Below are 18,602 nucleotides of genomic sequence, written 5' to 3'. Positions count from 1 at the left end.
CTAACTCTCACGGATAACGGATAGTTTCCGCGCTGCGTAAATGGCCATCACTGCACTAGTAACAAGCACTAAATCTAGGGTCGCAACGGGCCAATAGGTATGGGTGAATAGGGTCTTAAGCAGATGGTCGCCTGTGGTTATCCAGTTCAGTCCCACAGCTGAGATAGCAATCAGAGCAATCGCCCAGCATTGTTCTGCCCAAGCCTTTCGGTAACCATGCTGTTTGTTCAAAAACACTCTGATCAACGCATGAAGTAAGCAAGCTAGCCATACACCAAAGAAGGCATATACCTCTAAATCGCGGCTGGAGATACCTGCAAATTGTTCTCTATTATTGAGCAAGCGATTGACCACTAAAAAAGCCCCGGTCGCAGAAATAATGCCAGTGATCGCAGCGATGTTATGTGCATTCATAAAAGACACATTGAAGCCAGTGCTGCCTTGCTTTTGGTTACGTGCCTGAGTCCAATGCAGTAGGCCAGTGGCGATTAACGCGCAAGCACCCAGCCCTGCGATAAAATAAAGCCAGCGCAGTGGCCAGTGTTTAAATTTGATGTAATGCATACCAGCAATAAAGTTAAATACATTGGTCGTCGAGGATGAGTTGAAATGTGCTAGTTCCTCTCCAGTGGCGGTAGAAAATCTCCTATTATCAATATTCTGAGATACGCTGTTATCGCCATTTAGCCTGAGTGCGACGACACCACCTGCATCTCCAGGATTGCTAACCCGAATCATATAGACAGCCCCTTGACCTAGCTCGCTTTCGGTCACCGCAATCATAGGATCAATTGCGGCAACATTGGCGGGTTGGCCTATTGCTTGTGGTCTAACACGCCCCTGTGATTCGGCGATAAAACGGCTCCGTGCAGGACTATTGCGTGAACCTTCTCTGGCATCGGTAATTTCGTCTTCATTTTCACTGCTAACATCTTGCTCACGTTTGCGTGAAGCTTCTCTTACTTTGGATTTGGGTCGTTCCTGCGTCACGGATGGTGGGTTGAGCTGTGCGAAAACGGCATCGGGCGCCTTGGGGAAATAGATCAAGTGCGCAATCATTAGCCCAGACAAGGTGATGACGATAGTGAAAGGCAGCAGCACAACGCCTGTGAGGTTATGAATATCGAGATTGGCTCTGCCAAAGCCACGAAGCAGCCTAAGGGTAAAGAAATCGGCAAATATTCTACGGTGTATGACTATGCCGGAAATTAACAGGCAAAGCATACCCATGCTCGCAATACCAACCATTAGGGCGCCAATGTTGTTTTGGCGTAAGGTTAAATTGTGATGGAAGGGGTAAATAAAGTTACTCGCTCCTCGGGTGTTTGGAGCCGGAAGCGGTTCGAGCGTGATCGGGTGGAAACTATTTCGCTGTGCTATGTGTGACTTTGCAGAATCATAAGCCAATGTCAAAAAAGGTCTGCGCTCAGCGGGTAACACTATAGTCCAAGCTTTTGCCCCCTCAGCTCGCTCTGCCAGTAAAGGTATGATCTCGCGGTCTACCGATAATGGCCTTGCAGTATCCATGTGTATTCGAGTGTGTGGCATCATCCAGCGATCGATTTCTTTATCGAATACTGACAGCGTGCCGGTCCAGAAAATGGCGAACAGCAAGCCGCTTAATATCAATCCTGCCCAAGTGTGCAGGAGACTCATCCGAGTACGGAATCCATCTTTCATGCTAATGCTCCAATTATCCAAGCCATGAAGATACTAAAACCTGTCAGGCTGCTTACGTTCAGCCAAGTTCGCAGGACGCCGTTACGGGAAAATGCCCACAATAGAATGAGCACTAAGTAGATAAACCCCAGCATACTGGTGACGACCACGGCATCCGTCCATGGCATACCCATGTGGTAAAGCAGAGCTCCTGTTGTATTAACAAGTTGGCCACTGGATAAATAGCACAATAAACAGATGGCGATTGAGTGTGTCACCATCCCAGTGGTGAACAGCCATTTGCTAACGGCGCTTTGATTGCTGCGCTTCGATTGATGGGATAATCGTGAGTCTTTTTCGAGCATGATATGTAGGCCCATATTCAGAATTGCGTCTTAACGCTAACGAAATAGCTACGTCCGCGCTCTGAATAGCGGTAGGCCCCAGTATCGTTATTCACTTTAAATCGCGTAGCGTCGGTGATGTTGTCTATCCCGACGTTGAAGCTAATAAAGCGGTTCAGCGAATAATTCAGACCTGCGTCCAGCGTGATCAAATCCTTGTCGCTCTTATCGACCGTGTTGCGCTCGAAGCTGACTCGGGTAATTTCGCCCTCATAATTACCTCTCAGGAATGCCGAGAGTGCCTCTGTAGGTTGGTAGTCGAGCGTTATTGAGCCGTTATGATTTGGAATGCCGACGAGCGAATTTCCATCCAGCAATGCCAAGGTGTCACCGAAAGGGCGTGGACCCGCGGGGGTATTGATGATCACGTTGTCTGCGTCAATTCGTGAATCGGTATAGGTGTAACTCGCTTTGAGCGCCAAGGTATCAGCTATGTCCCAGTGGCCTTCAAGTTCGACACCGCGGATCTGTGCTCCCTTGGCATTTAGCCAAGTGGCCCAGGCTGGGCAGTCTTTGGTGCCAACGTCACCTGAAATGCAATAGGCTGGAATATATCCACCGTTACCATCGTCGAAATAGAAGGTGTTGGTGTTGAGGATTTTGTTGGAAAAGTCATTGAAAAATAGCGTTGCGCCGATATTTAGCGTGTCATCTTGAGTGTAAAGCGCGCCGATTTCATAATTCGTGCTTTGTTCTGGCTCTAAGTCCGGATTACCAACAATGACAAACTGACTCGTACCGCCGCCGCGTTGAGAGCCTGTGGTGTTATCAATCTGGTCAATCTTCGGGCTCTTGTAGCCAGTGGCGATGCCGCCTTTGAAAGTCCAGTGATCGTTATGATTGAAAACAAGATATGCTCTAGGTGAGACATGATGACCAAAAAATTCGTTGTCCGTTAGTCGCGCACCAAGGGTGAGATAAAGTTTATCTGCGAGCAGCTCCCATTCGTCTTCTGCAAAAATACTGAAATCGCTGACAGAGCGGGTGCCAAAGCTTCGGGGAGAGCCATTGCCTAAATCACCGTTAGTTAGTTTGTCGTTAGTCCATTGACCACCGAAAGTCAGAGTATGGCTATCCACACCTGTAATGAAGCGTGCATCGCTGACTTTGTTTGTTGATCCTGTAGTGAAATCAGCTGCAGCAGGATAAGTCAGTCTTTCATAATCTTCTTCATAGTATTTCAGTTCTAGTTCGCCAAGATCGAACAAGGCATTGTAGGCAATGCTCCATGCATCTCGGGTCCATTCGCGGTCAATGCTACCTCTGGCATTAGGCAGTAGCACGCCGCCAGGATTGCCAATGTAGCGCTGACTCGCCTTTGAGTAGTCAAGGATGACTTCGTGGTCACGATGAGGCGTGATCCGTAACTTACTGCCAAGCGTTTTCTTAGTCGACTCCTGATATCCACCGTAATATTTGTCTTCGTCCTGTACGGCTTGATTTCCCCAAATGGAAGCACCAAGTAGATCTTTAACCAGCGGCCCCGAAATATAGATATCCTGTTGGTTTTGATTCCCCATAGCGCTGCTGTCTGGCACGCGCAAACTATAGCCCGCGCTAGCACTCCAATGTTCGGGTGTTTTTTTGGTAATGATATTGATGATGCCGCCCATTGCATCGCTACCGTAGAGAGAACTCATAGGTCCACGAACCACTTCGACGCGCTCAATCGACGCAACGGGAGGGATAAAATTGCTATCGAGATCTTCGTTGTTCAATCCTCGCGGATTTCCCGTGTCCGAGCGTACCCGCTTGCCGTCAACGAGCACTAACGTATAACCCTTCTCCATACCGCGGATGGATATTCCGCTCTGTGCGCCAGAGCCAATAACATTGACTCCGGGAATTTCCCGCGCGATATCTTGCAGTGAATTAAATTTGCGTTGCTCTAGATCCTTGCCTGAAAGCACACTAATGCTCGCTGGCGCATTTTTGATATCCTGTTCATAACCCGCAGCGCTGATAACCGTTATGGGTGCCAACACTATTGCGGCGGTCGCCTTGCCGAGAATATATTGCCCCTCAAAGCGCGATGTGACCTGTAAACCCGTCCCCGCCAGTATCTTTTGCAAGCCTGCTTCAATCGAGTATTGTCCCTCTAGCCCTAAGCTGGTTTTACCCAGAGTGAGTGCTGAAGATATCGATAGATCAATATTCGCGGCTAGAGCAAAGCTGTTGAGTACAGCATCGAGCGTGCCCGCCTTAATCTGATAATGTTGTAGCTTGTTGATTTGTTTGGCATCTACATCGACAGTTTGAGCCAGTGATGGCTGTGGTGCTGTAATGCTTAAGATGACGGTGAAACTCAGGCCCATAAGGGACAAGTAGTTAGCGCGGTATTTTTTTGGTCGCGAACGGCCAAATTCAACGGAATGCATAGAGAGTCCCAAGGGGGAAAGTTAATAGGTTCTATCTACTATTCCGAACGAGATCGCAAAACCCGTAAAACTTTTGAAAATAATTTTCAGCGTTAAGGTTTTAGCGGGCTGGGATCACTTTGACCCAGTAAGCTGTGCGATATTGCAGCTCTACTGACAGGCTGCTTGCAAGGCTTTGTAGGGCAAGGTCGGTATCCTGCAGAGAAAATACGCCGCTGATGGTCAAATTGGCCACAGCACTATCGTATAGCGTGAAGCCGGGTCGATAGCGGCCGATCTCCTCGATAAAATCTGCTACCCGCATCCCTTCTGCCACTAGCTTGCCATGGCGCCAACTTATCGCTGCGTTTTGTAGCGGTTCAGGAGGCGCAATCATTGTCTTATCAAACCGAGTTTGTTGGCCTGCATCTACTCGTTGTGGCTTAACACCACTGGCAGCATAAGCTTCTACTGCGCCGTCGATTACGGCTACACGGGCATAGTGTTCGTATTGGCGGACGCAGAACTCAGTACCTAACGCGATTAGTTGGCCAAAGTGAGTGGTGACTAAGAATTGGCGACGGGGAGATTCATGACCCGTTTTGATCAAGATCTCTCCTTGATGGAGTTGTATTTGCCGCTTCTCTGCGGAGAAATCCACATCCACTGCAGTATCTATGTTTAGTGTTAAGCGGGTGCCATCTTCAAGAGTAAAGGTGCGAGTTTCGTCTGCGCCGGTGCGGTATTGAGCTTGCAGACTCCGGCCAAGTCGAGTCTGTGACGCGCCAAGCCAAGTAGCGGTGACGCCAATCCCTGCCAGCGCTAAAACATTGAGGAAACGGCGACGTGATACGACGGACTGACTAACTTTTTCAAGCACTTGGATGCCTGTACCCTTAGGTAAGGAGGCGAACTTGCCAGTGATCTGGCACATGCGTTGCCATGCTTGTTCGTGAAGTGAACTTTGGTCACGCCATTGTTGGCAGTTAATACTATCTTGCTCGGTAGCGTCATCCGCCAACAGGCGTGCCATCCAGCCAGCCGCCGCTTCAATGGCATCGCTGTCGTTTTCCTGCCCGATATTCTCGGCCCCAGATTGATTGGCAGGCATGACTAATAGGATTCCAGCGCGAGGCAGCAGGCCGCTAAGCCTCGCGCAACGTACTTTTCTACCGATGAAACAGAAACTGATAGTTGCTTAGCAATGTCGGCATAGCTTAAACCCTCTATCTGGCGCAGTAACAGCGTCAAGCGCACATTATCCGGCAAGTTATCGAGCATAACGGCAATTTCAGCGAGTGTTTCAATGATGACATGATGGATCTCTGGCCCAGGTATGAATGTTTCTGGCATCAAGCTCAAACTTTCTAGGTAGGCTTCTTCAATCTTCTGCCGACGATAAGCGTCAATCATCAATCCTTTGGCAATGCGGGTTAAAAAACGCCGAGATTCGCCTGAAGGCGGTAAATTTCCGGTTTTTAACAAACGTAGAAATGTATCTTGGGCTAGGTCGGCCGCTGTTTCTGAACAACTCACGCGTGAGTATAGCCAGCCGCGTAGCCAAAACTGGTTATCTCTATATAGGTTATTGATAGGAGAAGAAATATTGACCGACGTCATACGGTATAGGCAAGAATATTAATAATGCTGTAATGATATTGATTATCATTTGATAGGTCAAGTTTTGTGTCATTACGCCCATGAGATTACCTGCTTATGCATAGCGAGAATCATGGCGGAAAATAAGCTGTAATCCTGTTTTATGCGACTTTCGAGCAAAAGGATTCGCCTATCTTTTTGTGTTTTTTACTGGCTCAACTAAACTTGAGCCTTATCTCTATAGGACTACCGATTATCTTTTTGAAAAATATGGTGATTCATTAATGATATAAAAACATCTTGTTAGGGTTAGCTTGCTGGTGGTTTGACTTAGTTTCTAAGTGAATAAAAAGAAAGTTGGAATATTTTAGGAGAAATTGATGAGTAAGTTTCTGCTGTTTCTGATTTTAACGATGAGTGCCTTTGTTTCGGCTGCAAACCAAGATGTTCTTATCGGTAGCGGAGAATGGTCTCCGTATGCTGGCGCTAAATTGAAAGGATTGGGTTTTTTAAACGATGTGGTCACAATCGCTTTTGAGCAGGAAGGAATTACCGCAAAATTCGAGTTCAAACCTTGGGCTCGTATTGAAGTCGAAACCGGTAATGGGTATTTTCTCGCGTCACCCGGTTGGTCCATTCAAGAAGATCGTAAAGCCCAATATCTGTTCAGTAAGAAACCGATAATCGTTTCTCGCAGCGTATTTATTGAACGAGTTGATAGTCAGTTTGACTGGAAGATTATGAGTGATCTTAAACAATTTACTATCGGGTGCAACCGAGCCGATTACTATGTTAAAGCACTGACTGAGATAGGAGTTAAAGTTCAAGAGTTAAACGAATACCCACAGGGGATCAAGATGCTACTTGCTAAACGTTTTGACGCGTTCCTTGTAAATGAAGCCGTGGGGCGGAAACTGATACGCGATTTATCTGCTGAAGAACAAGCTAAAATTAAAATTCACCTTTTAGCGTATGATGAAAATTTCTCCTTCCTCATGTTTTCTAAAAATTACCCTAATGTCGAAGCTTTTGTCGAAAAGTATGATTCTGGCTTTGATAAAATACAGAAATCAGGGCTATATCAAACAATGGTTCAAGATTTATATAAAGGTAAATATGATTGATTAGATTTTATTGCGCGGCAAAAAAGTGGGATATTTTTACGATTAAAATGTTTTTCACCCTCAAGTCATTGTCTAAACGTGTGACTTAACTAACCATCATAGCTTTGCAGCGGCGAGTTATGATGGTTAACATGTCGGCAGGCTTAGCTCATGCCGATATTTCAGTTTTATGGGCTATTTTCTTTTTTTATACCCACTTGTGATTTTTTATATGAAACTCATTCCTCTGCTAAAACAACCGCGAATTCACTGACTATCCTAATGTGGAACTTCTCATAACATTATGTTTCGTATTAACTATTTTGTTTATAAAGAGGATTTGCAATGCAGAACAAGCATTGGTCAAAAGTTCAGTTATTGCACGAGGTGGTCACCAATCCCAATATCATAGTCAAAGGTCAGCATAGCTATTACAGTGATTGCTGGGATGCTGGCTTTGAGGGATCAGCAGTGAGATATCTTCATGGTGATGAAGTGAGCCGTGAGTGGGAGCCTAAGTGGCCTATCGATAAACTGTATATCGGGAACTATGTGTGTATCGCCGCCGAAGTTGTGATCTTAATGGGCGGAAATCATACGCATAGAGCGGATTGGTTTTGTTTATATCCCTTTATGGATTTCATCGAGGAGGCCTATGTAGGCAAAGGCGATACTCATATTGGTGATGGGGCTTGGTTAGGCATGAGATGTATGCTGATGCCTGGGGTGACGATAGGTGAAGGTGCGGTTGTTGCCGCAAATAGTGTCGTCACCCAAAATATCGAACCCTACAGTATTGTGGCGGGATCACCTGCGAAATTAATCAAGTATCGGTTTGATAAAGACGTCATTACTGAGTTACTGGCGTTAAAAATCTACGATTGGCCTGCCGAAAAGTTTGAAAGCTTAAAGCGGTATTTGTGTTCGGCGGATTTTGACGCGCTCAGCAAAGCGAGCACTCTCTATGACCAATCCATACATCAAAGCAAATAACCGTTAGTCCAAAAGTGAAAGGTCGCGCTCAGTCGAGGCCTTTCACTTATTCTGCCTTAAATCTGCTTTTTGGCGTTTTGGCTAATTCGGCCAGTGCTTCGATGATCACCCGTAGCTTGGGTTGGAGGTAAGGGGTTTTAAGCCAAATAAGGTGGATAGGTGTGTCGTCACTGGCGAGTTCGTCCAGTACCGAGATAAGTTCACCGGTTTTAAGATAGTCCTCAACCAACCATATCGGCACTTGCGCTAAACCCACTCCCGCCAGTGTGGCCGCTAAAATGGCTTCGCAATCAGCGATTTCGTGGCGCACTGGAATGTCATAAGCCTCGATGATCCCATCCTCATTTTTAAGTAACCAGCGATGTTGTTGCCCGAGCGGCCAGCCAACAATGCATTGATGCTGGCTAAGATCTGTTTTGTCTTTTGGTGTACCCAGTCGAGCGAAATAGGCGGGAGATGCGCAGATCACTCGGCGTTGTTCCCCTAATCTACGGGCGACTAAATCCACAGTGTCGCCGAGTTGTCCGACACGCACCGCCAAATCAATCCCATCATTGAATAGATCTGTCGCTCTATCGTTAAAGGTAATGGATAACTCCAGCTTGGGATATTTTTGCGATAGTGATAATAGGGTTGGCAGTATATATCGCCGCCCAAACGTGACGGGTAAATCCACTCGCACTCGACCTGAGGGAATTTGCTGTTCGCTGCCGAGTCGGCTCTGTGCATTGTCTAGGATTGCCATAGCATTTTGGCAGTCTTTGAGGTACGAATCGCCATCATTGGTTAAGCTCACACGTCTTGTGGTGCGGTGCAGCAGCTTAGTGCCTAAGCGGGTTTCTAATCGTACTATGCTTTTACTAAGCGCCGAACCTGTCATGCCTAACGCCTGCGCCGCTAAGGTAAAACTGCCGAGCTGGGCAACTGTGACGAAATGGCGTATCTCAACAAATTGATTATTTATCACGGCAATTAATTCCTTGAAGGACTTAGTGATGGTCATTTTAGTGACTTAATCATGGAAAGTGAATCGCGTAAGCTACTACCACAGTATGAAAATGAGCGTTAATAACTGGTCAATGGTTAATTTATGATTGATAAGTAACGTTTTCTATACCATAAATTTTTATCCCTATTGAGTGAGCTAACTATGAAATCGTCAAATAATCTGCAAGGTAAAGTGGCTTTTGTACAAGGTGGTAGTCGTGGTATCGGCGCTGCTATCGTTAAACGTTTAGCGAGTGACGGGGCAGCAGTTGCCTTTACCTATGTGTCATCTGAGGCCCAATCACAATTACTGGTTGATGAAGTGATTACTATGGGTGGACGAGTTATTGCCATTAAGGCCGATAGCACAGAGCCTGAGGCGATCCGTCGTGCCATTCGCGAGACCAAAGCGCATTTCGGTCGATTAGATATTGTGGTCAATAATGCGGGTACGCTGATTTGGGATAGCATCGAAAATCTGACGCTAGAAGACTGGGAACGAACAATTAACACTAACGTGCGCAGTGTGTTTGTGGCGAGCCAAGAAGCCGCGCTGCACATGAATGACGGCGGCCGCATCATCAATATCGGTAGCACCAACGCTGAACGTATTCCGTTTGTAGGTGGTGCGATTTACGGCATGAGTAAATCGGCATTAGTCGGTTTGGCCAAAGGATTAGCACGGGATTTAGGCCCACGTGCGATTACGGTGAACAACATTCAGCCAGGCCCTGTGGATACCGATATGAACCCTGATAACGGTGATTCATCTGAGCCCGTTAAGGCGATAGGCGCACTGGGTCGTTATGGTAAAGCCGAAGAGATTGCCAGCTTTGTCGCCTTTATCGCGGGCCCAGAAGCGGGATATATCACAGGGGCGAGTTTGATGATTGATGGCGGGTTTTCAGCATAAGCTTTGTCTGTATTTATTTTTCAGGCAAGGCAAATTAATTTGCTTGTTGATGAACTATTGTTACAATCCGCCGGTCTTATCTTCAGCTATCTGTTGAAAGACACTCATTTTTTATCTTTATTATCAAAGAATAAGACGAAGAGAGATCCAAATTTTTACGTTATTGACTAAGAAAACAGGCAACCTATGGGGCGTGATGGTGTTTACCATTCTGACCTTGTTCTGTTTGACTCAAAACAGTGGAATACTTAACTTGTTGCTCAAAGAGTCGAGCGCGCAAGCGATGTCGGCTACGTCTTTTTCTGGAGCTGGTTTTAGCGCCAACTCAGTTTTAAACTCAAGTTCAGCTTTAAACAGCAGCTCAGCTTCAAGCAATATGGCGAGTCACGTCGATGCCCAAGCGGCGGGTACTGAGCTGGTCAAAAGCGAGCCTAAAAAATGTGAATTGTCTGAGAAATCGATCCGAACCTGTATCGATGCACCGAGTTCCATTCCATTTCTTATCCTGTTGTTCCTACTGCCGTTACTTCCCCGCGCCTCCCGCGTGATAACACTGTTACCCATACAAGGTTATCAAGCTAAACCTAGGCGAATACATCTCACTCTCTGTCGCTTTCAAGAATAGAAATATTTTACTTATCAAACTGATAGGTGAGTTTATTCTGGCGCCCATTCTCTAGCTCGATAGTTGGCTTTTCTTACCCGTTTACCGGTTGAAAGGATCATTACCCAGCTGCAGAACGTCCGCTTTTACACATCCTATCTCAGATCAAATTTCTTGAATTAAGCCTGCTATCACACTGATTTTTCTTAAGCCATCACGCCCTTTGTAACGGGTGCAGAGTTAAGCAGTAAAGCAAGCATTTACAGGGCATAGCGAACAGTTCATGCCAATGGGGACAAAATGAGCATATTAAAATCCATGTTAACCAGATTCTGGATACTCACCTTGATAGTGACGAGCCCGTCACTATTGGCCGCATCGACGGGGTGGTTAGTTAACGATAATCACCCGCCAGCCAAAGTACGTTTTATGCTGACGGGCGAAGTTGATCCCGCAACGAATACTTTGCCCGCTGTGCTTGAAGTACAACTCGAGGGCGATTGGAAAACCTATTGGCGCAGTCCTGGGGAAGGCGGCATTGCGCCTACCATCAAGTGGGATGGCTCTCGCAATCTACAGCAAGTAGATTGGAGATGGCCTGCGCCAGAGGAATTCTCATTATTGGGATTACAAACCTTTGGTTACAAAGGTAATACGACCTTTCCCTTAACCCTAAAAGTCGATGATATCGCTGCTCCCACTCAGCTGCGCGGCAAAGTGACCTTGTCGACCTGTACCACTATCTGTGTACTGACGGATTATCAGATTAGTCTCGACTTCACGCCCAATGCGCTGCAAGCAGATACCGATGCCATGTTGGCTTACAACAAGGCCGTGTCGCTTGTGCCACAAAAAGTGTTGTCCCAAGAGGGCCAGAATCCTGCCATGACAATGGGTTGGGATGCAGCCAAAGGTCAACTTGAAGTCAGACTCAATGATGCCAACTGGCAGAGTCCAACCGTGATTATTGATGGCGAGCCAGATACCACATTCAAGCTAGTGAGCTTAAAACCAATCGAAAGTGATGCTAACGGCAAGCAATTGGTCGGTATTTTCAGCGGTAAAAGTTGGCTGGGCGAGCCTGAAGTTTTGGGTAAATCGCTGAACATGACTGTCGCCGATAGCGAGCGGGCGTTGGAATACAGCGCCGAGGTTAAGCCTGTGGTGATTACTCAAGCAAGTACCTCGATATTTGGCATGATTTTGTTAGCGCTTATCGGTGGTTTGATCTTAAACGTCATGCCCTGCGTGTTACCCGTTCTCGGCATGAAGCTCAGTTCAGTGGTTGCTGCGCCTGATCTGAAGCGTAATCAAATCCGCCAACAGTTCATCGCATCAGCGCTGGGGATATTGGCCTCATTCTGGTTACTGGCTGGCTTTATCTTAATGCTTAAGCTCACGGGTCAAGCGATTGGTTGGGGTGTGCAGTTCCAAAACCCTTGGTTTATCGGCTTTATGGCGTTGGTGACCACAGTGTTTGCCTTCAATATGTTAGGTGTGTTTGAGATCAACTTACCCTCTAACGTGCAAACCAAGTTGGCGACAACGGGCGGCAATAATAACAGCGGCCACTTTTTACAGGGCATGTTCGCCACACTGCTAGCTACGCCCTGTAGTGCGCCTTTCTTGGGGACTGCGGTCGCCTTCGCCTTGGGCGCCGATGTACTGAGCCTGTTTGCCATCTTTACCGCTTTGGCCGTGGGTATGGCGTTCCCTTGGTTAATCGTGGCGGCATTCCCGCAAGTGGCGGGTTATTTCCCTAAACCCGGTCGCTGGATGAACACAGTTAAAGTGTTTTTCTCCGGCATGTTGCTCATCACCAGTTTGTGGCTGATTAGCCTGTTGGCCAGCTTCATTGATACTAGCTACCTGTGGCCATTAGCGGGTGTAATTACACTGATATTTATGGTGTTTATGGCTAAGAAATATGGCGCGATTGCTATTGTGAGCTGCTTAGGTATCGGCATCTTACTGTCGGCGGTTATCGCATTTATGACTACGAATCAATGGGCTAAGCCTTTACCTGCGGATCTTGCTTGGACGCCATTGGATCAAGCATTGATTAATCAGCAGGTGGCCCAAGGCAAAACTGTGTTTGTCGATGTCACTGCCGATTGGTGTATCACCTGTAAGGCCAATAAAGTTGGCGTGATCTTGCAAGATCCAGTCTATAGCCTGTTGCAACAGCCGCATATTTTGCCGATGAAGGGCGATTGGACTACGCCTTCTGAGCCCATTACTCACTACCTGCAAAGCCATAATCGTTTCGGGGTGCCATTCAACGTGGTTTACGGCCCGGGTGCACCGCAGGGGATTGAGTTACCGGAAATTCTATCGACTGACTTTGTGCTTACTGCGATTGAACAGGCCTCTGCGTCCCCTGAAAAGTCATCCGTAGCGGCAGGGAAATAACGCTAACGACCAGCCGTTCACTCGGCAATATCACTCGGCAATATCACTGGCGAGTCTCATTCAATAGCGAGTCGAGTGGCACTCAACAAATACTCAGGTCAGGAAGCCCCTGACCTGAAACAATGGAAATCGATTATGAAACAGACAATTGAAGCACAAAACATCACTGAATCAATGCAGAATACTCAAGTCATCGGAGGCACCAAAATGTCGAAATTTAGCTCTTTATTCAAACATCGCAAGTTGCAGATGTTTGCTGTCTCGGGTGTCGCTATGGCCATGCTGGTGGTTTCCTTGCCTTCGGTGAGCACTATGGCCTATGCCAAGGACAGCAGTTTATCGGCGGCGCAGCAGCAAGAGGTGCGAGCGATTCTTAAAGATGCCTTGATCAATGATCCTGACCTTATGAGAGAAGCGATTATTGCGTGGCAAGCAAGGGAGCAAGAGGGGGCAAATACAGCCATGCAAACCAATCTTGTGACCCATCATAAAGCTATGTATGAGACCAAAAGCGATCCGTGGAAGGGCGCTGCGACACCTGAGATTGAGATGGTGTACTTCACCGATTTTAACTGCCCATACTGCAAGAAAATCGAGCCTTCGCTGAACCAGCTGATTGAAGAATTTCCTCAGTTAAAAATCATAGTCAAAATGGTGCCGCTGCAGGGCGAAGGCTCCAAAATGGCGGTCGATTTTGCCCAAACTGTTTGGTTAAACGAGCCTGAAAAGTATCTCAAGGTGAAGGATATGTTGATGTCGAGCCCGCGTGGACTCGATGCCGCCGCCATCGCTAAGGTCGCTAAACTGACTGCAACCGAGCGCTGGGTGGGCAACACAGATGAGCGCGTCGCTAAAATGGTCGATGATAATGTTAAATTAATGAATGAGTTAGGCATAGGTGGCACGCCAAGTATGATAGTGGCCGATACACTTATTCCCGGACTAGTGCCTTACGAAGTGTTAAAAGAGCAGCTTGAAGCCGCGATTGCCGCTAAAGATAAGACGCAGAAGAGCAGTTAAGATGCTGCCAAAGGAAACTGAAAATATGAGCGCCGAACAAGTTTCGATATCTTTACCTAAACGCATATTGGGCTGGATTAAGCAGCTGGCACTTTTGCTGCTCATTGTCATTATCGTGACCAGCGTGATGGACATCTGGCGCGGCAAAGATATTCCGCGGGATAATTTGCCGCAGCTCCAAGGGACGACGTTGGCTGGGGAGATGCTTGATATTGCCACGCTCAGCCAAGATCAGGCGGTATTGGTGTACTTCTGGGGCACTTGGTGCCCTGTGTGTAATTTTGTCAGCCCGGCGGTCAATCAAATGTCGGCCTATTACCCCGTGGTGACGGTTGCCATGAGTTCGGGTGAGGATGAGAAACTGAGAAAATATCTTCAGCATCAGGATTATGGCTTTGACACTATTAACGATAGTGACAGCAAGATTGCCCGTGATTGGTCATTGCAGGCGACGCCAACCATTATGATCTTTAAAGATGGCGAGTTAAAACACTACACGACTGGCTTTACTAGCCTACCCGGTATGTGGTGGCGAATGATGTTCACTTAGAAGTTATACATCAGGGGCTGTTTTAAGGGAGAAAAAAAGCGCTAATCTAGGTTAGCGCTTTTGTATTATCAACTTATTTCAGGACTAGACAACTAGCTGAAAGCTTAGGATTTACTTCACTAAGGTGAGCAGTGGCGCCTGACTCACGACTTGGAAGTCGAGCGCCATAGTCACACTGAGCGCCGTAATAGTGATGATTGAAAAACCAAACACTTGGCGAGCCCAGCGTTGCATGTCGACGCCGTGGCGATAACCTTTTAATGCCATGGCAAGCCACCACAGGCTGGTGGCGCAGGTGACTGCCATAAAGGCGATACCTGTGTAACCCGCAAGTGGCAACAGCGCACTGACTAAGGCGAATACGGCAATATAAAGCACGATATGCAGCTTTGCTTTGGTCATGCCTTCTGCAACCGGCAGCACAGGAATATTAGCGGCCGCATAGTCATTAAAACGGAAAATCGCGATGGCGTAAGAATGTGGCATCTGCCATAGACTAAACATCAACAGCAAAATAGCTGCACCTATGTCCATTTGCCCTGTCACGCTGCAATAGCCCACCACGGGCGGTACTGCGCCCGAGAAGCTGCCAACTAAAGTGCCATACACTGAGTTACGTTTCATGTAGAGGCTATAAACCCCCACATAAACTATGTAACCAATAACGGCAAATAGCAGGGCTAATGCATTGGTAAACAAGGCTAAGATGCTAAAGCCCAACACACCTAAGGCGAGTCCAAACGCGAGTACGTTACCCACGGCTATTTCGCCCGTGACGGTCACGCGTTTGCAGGTGCGCTGCATTTTGGCGTCAATGTCACGGTCAATACAGTTATTAATCGCACAGCCTGAGGCGACGACTAAGGATAATCCCACTAAGCTTGCCAGCATCAAGACCAGATTTACGTCGCCTTTGGCGGCTAATAAAAAACCGCCAGCAACGGAAATCAGATTCCCGAAAATGATGCCAGGCTTAGTAACCTGCACATACCCTTTGAAGCGTGCTTTCCATTGCGGTGACATAAATCTGTCTTGTATTTGCATAGACTGTTTCTCGTTACATCATCAAAGCGTTGGCTTCGAGTATGATCCACACCGACAAGCCTACTACCATGACAATAATCAGGGCGGTAAACAGGAAGGAGAAGGTGTTCACTTTGCCTTCTTTCGAGAAATCTAAGTGCAAGAAGTACTTAAGATGTACCACTATCTGCACTATCGCCATTACTAGCACTAAGCTAAGGGTGGTCGCTTTCTCGAAGTGATGGGTCATTACCGCCCAAAACGGAATGGCGGTTAATACCACTGACAGCACAAAGCCCATTAGATATGACTTAATGCTCGCTGCCAGATCGTCAGTGCCATGGCTAGGCTTATCAGTATGACTATGTGCGCTCATTAAAGTGCTCCCAATAAATACACGACCGTGAATACACAAATCCACACTATGTCGAGGAAATGCCAGAACAAGCTTAAGCAGCTCAGGCGGGTGATGCTGCGATTACCTAAACCGGTTTTCGCCACTTCAATCATCATGATCGCCATCCAAATCAGACCTGCGGTCACGTGCAAGCCGTGCATACCGACAAGGGTGAAGAAGGACGACAGGAAAGCGCTGCGTTGTGGGCCATTGCCGTGTTCAATCAGGTGATGGAATTCATAGACTTCCATCCCGATAAACACACATCCGAGGGCGAAGGTGACGAGTAACCAAGCCAAGGTCGCGGCTTTGTTGTGGCGCTTAGCAAAAATCAGCGCCATGCCATAGGTAATACTACTAACGAGCAGGGCGGCAGTTTCAATCAGCACAAAGTCCAATTCGAAAATGTCTTTACCCGAAACGCCACCGTCCGTGTTCATGTAGAGCACGGCATAGGTTGCGAAAACCGAGGCAAACAAAATGCAGTCGGTCATCAGGTAAATCCAAAAACCAAACAGAGTGTTGCCACTCGTGTCATGGTGTTCGTGGTGATCTTCTGCGTGAGCTACTTCTAAATCTGCTGGGATTGCAATACTCATATCAGCCCCTTACTACATTGTTTAAGTGGGCATTTTCAATGCGAGCCACTTCATCGGGTTGCACGTAATAGTCGACGTCATTGTTATAAGCACGGAACAGGAACACCACGAAAGCGCCCACTAAGCCCACAATGGCTAACCACAGGATGTGCCAAATAGCGGCAAAACCAGCGGCAGTGATCCCCAGCGCCATTAAGATACCGCTTGGGGTATTTTTCGGCATATGGATAGCTTGGTAGTGTTTTTGACGTTGATAAGCCACGCCTTTTTCTTTCGCATCGGTAAAGGCATCGATATCAGCAACCTGTGGCAGCTTAGCGAAGTTATAGAACTGTGGTGGAGAAGCGGTTGACCACTCTAAAGTATGGCCATTCCATGGATCGCCCGTGGTGTCGCGGTTTTGGTCGCGGTCACGGATACTCACGTACAGTTGGATAAACTGCAGAATGATACCGACCATGATGATGCAAGCACCCACGGCGGCTAAGTAAATCCACACGTTCCACGCTGGGTTATCAATGTGGTTGATACGGCGTGTCATACCCATAAAGCCCAGTACGTACAGCGGCATAAAGGCCACATAGAAACCGATTTGCCAGCACCAGAATGACGCTTTACCTAAACGCTCATTCAAGTGGAAACCTGTCGCTTTCGGGAACCAGTAAGCAAAACCTGCTAAGTAACCAAATACCGCACCACCAATAATAGTGTTATGGAAATGCGCGATTAAAAACAAACTGTTATGTAAGACGTAGTCGGCACCCGGTAAGGCTAATAACACACCTGTCATACCGCCTATGGTGAAAGTCACCATAAAGCCTAGTGTCCACAACACAGGTACCGTTAAACGTAGGCGGCCACGGTAGATAGTGAACAACCAGTTAAACAGTTTTACCCCGGTTGGAACCGCAATCACCATAGTCATCACCCCGAAGAAGGCGTTGACGTTGGCACTTGAGCCCATGGTGAAGAAGTGGTGTAACCAAACGATGAAACCTAAAATTGAAATCGCACCACTCGCCCACACCATAGAGGTGTAACCGAACAGACGTTTAGAGGTAAAGGTTGAGATCACATCGGAGAAAATACCAAAAGCAGGCAAAATCAGGATGTAAACTTCAGGATGTCCCCACGCCCAAAACAGGTTGATATACATCATGGCGTTACCGCCACCGTCATTGGTGAAGAAGTGGAAATCCATGTAACGGTCGAGTGTCAGCAAGGCTAACACAGCGGTTAAGATTGGGAATGACGCGACGATCAATATGTTCGCCCACGTACAAGTCCAAGTGAAGATTGGCATTTGCATCAGCTTCATGCCTGGGGCACGCATCTTCAGCACGGTGGCGATAAAGTTCACTCCGGTTAAGGTCGTCCCTATGCCCGAAATCTGCAGTGCCCAGATATAGTAATCGACCCCAACCCCCGGACTGTAAGCCAGCTCTGAGAGTGGTGGATACGCCACCCAACCTGTCTTAGCAAATTCACCTAAACCCAATGAAATATTGATCAACACAGCGCCAGAGGCGGTAAGCCAGAAGCTGAGGTTGTTCAAGAATGGGAAGGCAACGTCGCGGGCACCAATTTGCAGCGGCAACACTAAGTTCATCAGACCTATCATAAATGGCATCGCCATAAAGATAATCATGATCACGCCGTGGGCGGTGAAGATTTGGTCGTAATGTTCAGGCGGCAGATAACCTGCGGCGCCGTTGGTGGCAAGTGCTTGCTGGGTACGCATCATAATGGCATCGGAGAAGCCACGAATGAGCATCACCAAAGCTAACACTATGTACATGATACCGAGGCGTTTATGGTCAACTGAGGTTAACCAGTCGTTCCAAAGTACGCTCCATTTTTTGTGTTTAGTGATCAAGGCTGCGATATACAAACCTACCACTGCGACGACCGCTAAGGTCACCATGATGATAGGCTCGTGATACGGAATCGCATCTAAGCTTAATTTACCGAGAAATGACATG

The 18,602-nt window shown here is 47.3% G+C and carries 17 protein-coding genes; 7 read left to right on the top strand and 10 right to left on the bottom strand.

Annotation, left to right across the window (positions count from 1 at the left end; translation table 11 throughout):
* The 5 genes from MO387_RS06785 to MO387_RS06765 all read right to left on the bottom strand — a co-directional run bounded on the left by MO387_RS06785 (position 1) and on the right by MO387_RS06765 (position 6,040).
* Positions 1-1,680: a PepSY-associated TM helix domain-containing protein gene (locus MO387_RS06785; RefSeq protein ID WP_107949935.1), complete on the bottom strand. Its 1,680-nt coding sequence runs from the start codon at positions 1,678-1,680 to the stop codon at positions 1-3.
* The gene (locus MO387_RS06780; RefSeq protein WP_234420979.1) at positions 1,677-2,039 is read right to left on the bottom strand and encodes a hypothetical protein; all 363 of its coding nucleotides are present in this window, start codon (positions 2,037-2,039) and stop codon (positions 1,677-1,679) included. Before MO387_RS06780 ends, MO387_RS06785 begins: the two co-directional genes overlap by 4 nt.
* Before the next feature lie 2 nt (positions 2,040-2,041).
* A complete protein-coding gene (locus tag MO387_RS06775; protein WP_107949933.1) occupies positions 2,042-4,441 on the bottom strand; it encodes a TonB-dependent receptor in 2,400 nt (799 codons plus the stop codon).
* Between the two features lie 100 nt (positions 4,442-4,541).
* Positions 4,542-5,531, bottom strand: coding sequence for a FecR domain-containing protein (locus MO387_RS06770; RefSeq protein ID WP_107949931.1), 990 nt, complete (start codon positions 5,529-5,531; stop codon positions 4,542-4,544).
* Between the two features lie 2 nt (positions 5,532-5,533).
* Positions 5,534-6,040: a sigma-70 family RNA polymerase sigma factor gene (locus MO387_RS06765; RefSeq protein ID WP_107949929.1), complete on the bottom strand. Its 507-nt coding sequence runs from the start codon at positions 6,038-6,040 to the stop codon at positions 5,534-5,536.
* A gap of 359 nt (positions 6,041-6,399) precedes the next feature.
* Between MO387_RS06765 and MO387_RS06760 the strand changes: the two genes are divergently transcribed.
* Both MO387_RS06760 and MO387_RS06755 read left to right on the top strand, forming a co-directional pair.
* Positions 6,400-7,143 carry a transporter substrate-binding domain-containing protein gene (locus tag MO387_RS06760; protein ID WP_107949927.1) on the top strand — a complete coding sequence of 248 codons (744 nt, stop codon included), beginning with the start codon at positions 6,400-6,402 and terminating at the stop codon, positions 7,141-7,143.
* A gap of 324 nt (positions 7,144-7,467) precedes the next feature.
* Entirely contained in the window at positions 7,468-8,115 is a 648-nt protein-coding gene (locus tag MO387_RS06755; protein WP_107949925.1) for a CatB-related O-acetyltransferase, read from the top strand.
* A 46-nt stretch (positions 8,116-8,161) separates the two neighbouring features.
* On the opposite strand, the gene MO387_RS06750 is transcribed toward MO387_RS06755, so the two are convergent.
* Positions 8,162-9,082 (bottom strand): LysR family transcriptional regulator, encoded by a 921-nt coding sequence (locus MO387_RS06750; RefSeq protein ID WP_107950391.1) that lies wholly within the window; start codon positions 9,080-9,082, stop codon positions 8,162-8,164.
* A gap of 183 nt (positions 9,083-9,265) precedes the next feature.
* Between MO387_RS06750 and MO387_RS06745 the strand changes: the two genes are divergently transcribed.
* The 5 genes from MO387_RS06745 (at position 9,266) to MO387_RS06725 (ending at position 14,601) form a co-directional block, all read left to right on the top strand.
* Positions 9,266-10,015: a 3-oxoacyl-ACP reductase family protein gene (locus tag MO387_RS06745; protein ID WP_107949923.1), complete on the top strand. Its 750-nt coding sequence runs from the start codon at positions 9,266-9,268 to the stop codon at positions 10,013-10,015.
* A gap of 196 nt (positions 10,016-10,211) precedes the next feature.
* On the top strand, positions 10,212-10,640 hold the full coding sequence (locus MO387_RS06740) for a hypothetical protein (RefSeq protein WP_081248404.1): 429 nt from the start codon (positions 10,212-10,214) through the stop codon (positions 10,638-10,640).
* A gap of 279 nt (positions 10,641-10,919) precedes the next feature.
* Complete coding sequence (locus MO387_RS06735) at positions 10,920-13,031, top strand: protein-disulfide reductase DsbD domain-containing protein (protein WP_107949921.1); 2,112 nt, start codon at positions 10,920-10,922, stop codon at positions 13,029-13,031.
* Between the two features lie 135 nt (positions 13,032-13,166).
* Positions 13,167-14,051 (top strand): thioredoxin domain-containing protein, encoded by an 885-nt coding sequence (locus MO387_RS06730; RefSeq protein WP_107949919.1) that lies wholly within the window; start codon positions 13,167-13,169, stop codon positions 14,049-14,051.
* 25 nt (positions 14,052-14,076) lie between these two features.
* Positions 14,077-14,601: a protein disulfide oxidoreductase gene (locus tag MO387_RS06725; RefSeq protein ID WP_014620499.1), complete on the top strand. Its 525-nt coding sequence runs from the start codon at positions 14,077-14,079 to the stop codon at positions 14,599-14,601.
* A gap of 111 nt (positions 14,602-14,712) precedes the next feature.
* On the opposite strand, the gene cyoE is transcribed toward MO387_RS06725, so the two are convergent.
* From cyoE to cyoB, 4 genes are read right to left on the bottom strand one after another with little or no spacing between them, the layout of a single operon-like run.
* Positions 14,713-15,645, bottom strand: a complete 933-nt coding sequence (gene cyoE / locus MO387_RS06720) for a heme o synthase (protein WP_107949917.1) — start codon at positions 15,643-15,645, stop codon at positions 14,713-14,715.
* Between the two features lie 13 nt (positions 15,646-15,658).
* Positions 15,659-16,000: a cytochrome o ubiquinol oxidase subunit IV gene (gene cyoD / locus MO387_RS06715; protein WP_011787512.1), complete on the bottom strand. Its 342-nt coding sequence runs from the start codon at positions 15,998-16,000 to the stop codon at positions 15,659-15,661.
* A complete protein-coding gene (gene cyoC, locus MO387_RS06710; protein WP_006079490.1) occupies positions 16,000-16,620 on the bottom strand; it encodes a cytochrome o ubiquinol oxidase subunit III in 621 nt (206 codons plus the stop codon). Before cyoC ends, cyoD begins: the two co-directional genes overlap by 1 nt.
* Position 16,621: 1 nt before the next feature.
* Positions 16,622-18,601 carry a cytochrome o ubiquinol oxidase subunit I gene (gene cyoB, locus MO387_RS06705; protein WP_006079491.1) on the bottom strand — a complete coding sequence of 660 codons (1,980 nt, stop codon included), beginning with the start codon at positions 18,599-18,601 and terminating at the stop codon, positions 16,622-16,624.
* Between the last annotated feature and the right edge of the window lies 1 nt (position 18,602).

The organism is Shewanella sp. N2AIL (assembly GCF_022690845.1).
In the GTDB taxonomy this organism is placed as follows: Bacteria; Pseudomonadota; Gammaproteobacteria; order Enterobacterales; family Shewanellaceae; genus Shewanella; species Shewanella baltica.
This window is presented reverse-complemented; position numbering and strand designations above follow the sequence as displayed.

Bases quoted from the DNA above. Each gene is read 5' to 3' on its own strand.
- MO387_RS06735 (WP_107949921.1), top strand. From the start codon at position 10,920: ATGAGCATATTAAAATCCATGTTAACCAGATTCTGGATACTCACCTTG.
- MO387_RS06755 (WP_107949925.1), top strand. From the start codon at position 7,468: ATGCAGAACAAGCATTGGTCAAAAGTTCAGTTATTGCACGAGGTGGTC.
- cyoC (WP_006079490.1), bottom strand. From the start codon at position 16,620: ATGAGTATTGCAATCCCAGCAGATTTAGAAGTAGCTCACGCAGAAGAT.
- MO387_RS06785 (WP_107949935.1), bottom strand. From the start codon at position 1,680: ATGAAAGATGGATTCCGTACTCGGATGAGTCTCCTGCACACTTGGGCA.
- MO387_RS06780 (WP_234420979.1), bottom strand. From the start codon at position 2,039: ATGGGCCTACATATCATGCTCGAAAAAGACTCACGATTATCCCATCAA.
- MO387_RS06745 (WP_107949923.1), top strand. From the start codon at position 9,266: ATGAAATCGTCAAATAATCTGCAAGGTAAAGTGGCTTTTGTACAAGGT.
- MO387_RS06775 (WP_107949933.1), bottom strand. From the start codon at position 4,441: ATGCATTCCGTTGAATTTGGCCGTTCGCGACCAAAAAAATACCGCGCT.
- MO387_RS06770 (WP_107949931.1), bottom strand. From the start codon at position 5,531: ATGCCTGCCAATCAATCTGGGGCCGAGAATATCGGGCAGGAAAACGAC.
- MO387_RS06760 (WP_107949927.1), top strand. From the start codon at position 6,400: ATGAGTAAGTTTCTGCTGTTTCTGATTTTAACGATGAGTGCCTTTGTT.
- cyoD (WP_011787512.1), bottom strand. From the start codon at position 16,000: ATGAGCGCACATAGTCATACTGATAAGCCTAGCCATGGCACTGACGAT.
- cyoB (WP_006079491.1), bottom strand. From the start codon at position 18,601: ATGTCATTTCTCGGTAAATTAAGCTTAGATGCGATTCCGTATCACGAG.
- MO387_RS06725 (WP_014620499.1), top strand. From the start codon at position 14,077: ATGAGCGCCGAACAAGTTTCGATATCTTTACCTAAACGCATATTGGGC.
- MO387_RS06740 (WP_081248404.1), top strand. From the start codon at position 10,212: ATGGTGTTTACCATTCTGACCTTGTTCTGTTTGACTCAAAACAGTGGA.
- MO387_RS06730 (WP_107949919.1), top strand. From the start codon at position 13,167: ATGAAACAGACAATTGAAGCACAAAACATCACTGAATCAATGCAGAAT.
- MO387_RS06765 (WP_107949929.1), bottom strand. From the start codon at position 6,040: ATGACGTCGGTCAATATTTCTTCTCCTATCAATAACCTATATAGAGAT.
- cyoE (WP_107949917.1), bottom strand. From the start codon at position 15,645: ATGCAAATACAAGACAGATTTATGTCACCGCAATGGAAAGCACGCTTC.